Source organism: Brevundimonas sp. (assembly GCF_036676055.1).
Lineage (GTDB): Bacteria > Pseudomonadota > Alphaproteobacteria > Caulobacterales > Caulobacteraceae > Brevundimonas.
Genome location: NZ_JAKFDS010000003.1, coordinates 1 through 3,460 on the forward strand (window position 1 = coordinate 1; position 3,460 = coordinate 3,460).

Sequence of the window (3,460 nt, forward strand, 5' to 3'; positions counted from 1 at the left end):
GATCGCGAACAACGTCTCCGACGCGTCCGCCAACATCTCGGCGCTGTCATCGCTCATGGCCGCCACGGTAGGTTCTCCACTCATCAAGGTCGCCTCCTTCAGCTACGGCGTGCGGGCGGCCTTCTCTGCCCGTAAAAAGCCCGCTACCGGCCGCCGCAGCCGCTAATCCCCGCTGGAGAACCTGACATGAACAGAATCATCTGGATGGGAATCGGCGTCGCCATCGGCGTCATCGCGTTCCGCAAGATCACCGAGGCACAGTCCAACCTGGGCCCTGAGGGCCTCAACCGGGCCGTGGGCCGGCTGGCCGACGGCCTGTACGACTTCGCCGACGCCGTCCGCGAAGGCATGAACGAGCGCGAGACCGAACTCCGCTCCGCCCTCGGCATCGATGCCGGCCTGGAAAAGGCCATCGGCCACGGCACTGCCGGCCGGGATGCAGTCCGGCGCTAGCCGGGAGAGAATTGAAGGAGGGCGGCTCCCGCAAGAGGGACGCCGCCACGGCCGAAGGCCGGGACCAGACCGTTCCCGCGGACCACAGGCGCAACCGCAGACGCAACAACAGACGCAGTGAATATTGAAGGGTATGTAATCAGCTCATGAAGTCGCAGGAGATCACCAAGCGCTGGATCGACTTTTTTGTCAGCAAGGGCCACACGGCGGTTCCCTCCGCGTCCCTGGTCTCCAGCGACCCTTCCCTGCTGTTTACGGTCGCCGGCATGGTCCCCTTCATCCCATACCTGACCGCCCGCGAGGAAGCCCCCTACAAGCGCGCCACCAGCGTGCAGAAGTGCATCCGGACCGGCGACATCGAGGAAGTCGGCAAGACCGCCCGCCACGGCACCTTCTTCCAGATGTGCGGCAACTTCTCCTTCGGCGATTACTTCAAGGAAGACGCCATCAAGTTCGCGTGGGAACTGCTCACCACCGGCGTTGACGACGGCGGCTACGGCCTCCCGCCGGAGCGCCTCTGGGTCACCGTCTACGAAGAGGACGACGAGGCCGAGCAGCTCTGGCTCAAGAACACCGGCATGCCCGCCGAGCGGATCCAGCGGATGGGCAAGGCGGACAACTACTGGTCCACCGGCCAGCCCGGCCCGGCCGGCCCCTGCTCCGAGATCTACTACGACCGCGGCCCCGCGTACGGCGTCGAGGGCGGCCCGATCGCGGACGAGAACCGCTACGTGGAAATCTGGAACCTCGTCTTCATGCAGTACCAGATCGACAACGTCCGCTCGAAGGTGGACTTCGACATCACGGGCGAACTGCCCAAGAAGAACATCGACACCGGCCTGGGCATGGAACGTCTCGCGATGATTCTCCAGGACGTCGAGAACATGTACGAGACCGACCAGGTCCGCCCCGTCATTGACCGGGCCGCGGCGCTCTCCGGCCGGGAATACACCTCGGCCGAGTCCGCCCAGGACCCGCACCACACCGACGACGTGCGGATGCGCGTCGTCGCCGACCACATCCGTTCCTCCCTCATGCTGATCGCCGACGGCGTCACCCCCTCCAACGAGGGCCGCGGCTACGTGCTGCGCCGCCTGATCCGCCGCGCCGTGCGCTCCATGCGCCTGCTCGGCGTCGAAAAGGCCTGCCTGCCGGAACTGCTGCCGGCCTCCCGGGACGCCATGAAGGGCGTCTACCCGATCGTGGAGACGGACTTCGACCGGATCAGCCGGATCGCGTACGCCGAGGAGAAGGCGTTCCTGCGCACCATCGCCTCCGGCACGGCCCGCCTCGAGGACGCCGTCAAGGAGTCCCAGGCCGCCGGCCGGCCGCTCTCCGGCGCCGACGCCTTCGCCCTGCATGACACCTACGGCTTCCCGATCGACCTCACCCTCGAAATGGCCGAAGAAGCCGGACTGAAGGTCGACGAACCCGAGTTCCGCAAGCTCATGCTCGAACAGCGCCAGCGCGCCCAGGCCGACGCCAAGGGCAAGAAGGGCTCCCACGCGGATCTCAGCGCCTTCCAGGAGCTGCTGTCCGCCGGCGAGACCGTCTTCACCGGCTACACCGAGCTCACGGGCGAGTCCAAGGTCCGCGGCATCCTCGCCTCCGGCCGCAAGGTATCCCAGGCCTCCACGGGCGACGAGATCGAACTCGTCCTGGCCGAGACCCCGTTCTACGCCGAGGCCGGCGGCCAGGCCGCGGACACCGGACTGATCACCGGCGACGGCTTCGTCGTCGAGGTCCTGGACGTCCAGCGCCCGGTCAAGGGCCTGAGTGTGCACAAGGCCATCGTCCGGGAAGGCGAAATCGGCGCCGACTCCCTCGTCCAGGCCGCCGTGGACCGGGAACGACGGCACGCCGCCGAACAGGCCCACACCGGGACCCACATCGTGCACGCGGCCCTGCACCAGATCCTCGGCCCGGAAGCGCTGCAGCGCGGCTCCTTCAACAAGGCCGGCTACCTGCGCTTCGACTTCGCCTGGGGTGAAGGCCTGAGCCCGGCCACCCGCTCGGAAATCGAAGAAGTCTCCAACATCGCCATCCGCAACAACTACCGGGTGGAGACCAAGATCATGGGCCTCGCCGAGGCCAAGGCCCTCGGCGCCATGGCACTCTTCGGCGAGAACTACGGCAACGAAGTCCGCGTCGTGGAGATCGACGGCGCCTGGTCCCGTGAGCTCTGCGGCGGCACGCACGTCGAAAACACCTCGCTGATCGGCAGCCTCTCCCTGCTCGGGGAACAGTCCGTCGGATCGGGAAACCGCCGCGTCGAGGCCTTCGTCGGCATGGACGCCTTCCGGCACCTCGCCGCCGAACGCGCCCTGGTGACCGAACTCACCGAAATGCTCAAGGTTCCCTCGGGCCTGCTCGCGGACCGGATCGCCACCACGCTGACCAAACTCAAAACCGCCGAAAAGGAACTCGAACGCCTGCGCAAGGAGCAGCTCACGGCCGCAGCCGCGCAGCTCGTGGGCACCGCCAAGGACGCCGCCGGCGTCAAGGTCATCGCGCACGACGCCGGCCAGGTCAGCGGCGCGGATGACCTCCGCGGCCTGGCCCTGGACCTGCGCACCCGTCTCGGCTCCGAGCCGGCCGCCGTCGCCGTCGCCGGTGTCAGCAACGACCGCCCCGTGATCCTGATCGCCACCAACGAAGCTGCCCGGGCAGCCGGGGTCAAGGCAGGCGCCCTGGTGCGCCTCGCCGCCGGCATCCTGGGCGGCGGCGGCGGCGGCAAGGACGACGTCGCCCAGGGCGGCGGCACGGACGCCAGCAAGGTCGGCGCCGCCCTCGCGGCCGTCGTGGACGCCATTACCCGGCGATAACGGACGACCCGTGAACGAAGCTGCCGTGCCCGGCGACTACCCCCAGGGCGTCAAGCTCGGGGTAGACGTCGGCACCGTCAGGGTCGGCGTGGCCGTCTGCGACCGTGACGGCATCCTGGCGACGCCCCTGCGCACCCTGGAACGGAACGCGAAAAAGAACACCGACGTGCGGATCCTCGCGG

General features: G+C 68.2%; 3 protein-coding genes. All 3 read left to right on the forward strand.

The window, feature by feature from the left end; all coding sequences use genetic code 11:
* The first annotated feature begins 186 nt into the window (after positions 1 to 186).
* Complete coding sequence (locus tag V6M45_RS00540; RefSeq protein WP_307465325.1) at positions 187 to 453, forward strand: DUF6167 family protein; 267 nt, start codon at positions 187 to 189, stop codon at positions 451 to 453.
* Positions 454 to 599: 146 nt separating this feature from the next.
* A complete protein-coding gene (gene alaS / locus V6M45_RS00545; RefSeq protein ID WP_332653253.1) occupies positions 600 to 3,278 on the forward strand; it encodes an alanine--tRNA ligase in 2,679 nt (892 codons plus the stop codon).
* 25 nt (positions 3,279 to 3,303) lie between these two features.
* A partial coding sequence (gene ruvX / locus V6M45_RS14305) for a Holliday junction resolvase RuvX (RefSeq protein WP_442880508.1) occupies positions 3,304 to 3,460 on the forward strand: 157 nt, incomplete at its 3' end.

What these genes read in the sequence shown, in the direction of transcription:
- V6M45_RS00540 (WP_307465325.1), top strand. Translation starts at nt 187, where the DNA reads ATGAACAGAATCATCTGGATGGGAATCGGCGTCGCCATCGGCGTCATC.
- alaS (WP_332653253.1), top strand. Translation starts at nt 600, where the DNA reads ATGAAGTCGCAGGAGATCACCAAGCGCTGGATCGACTTTTTTGTCAGC.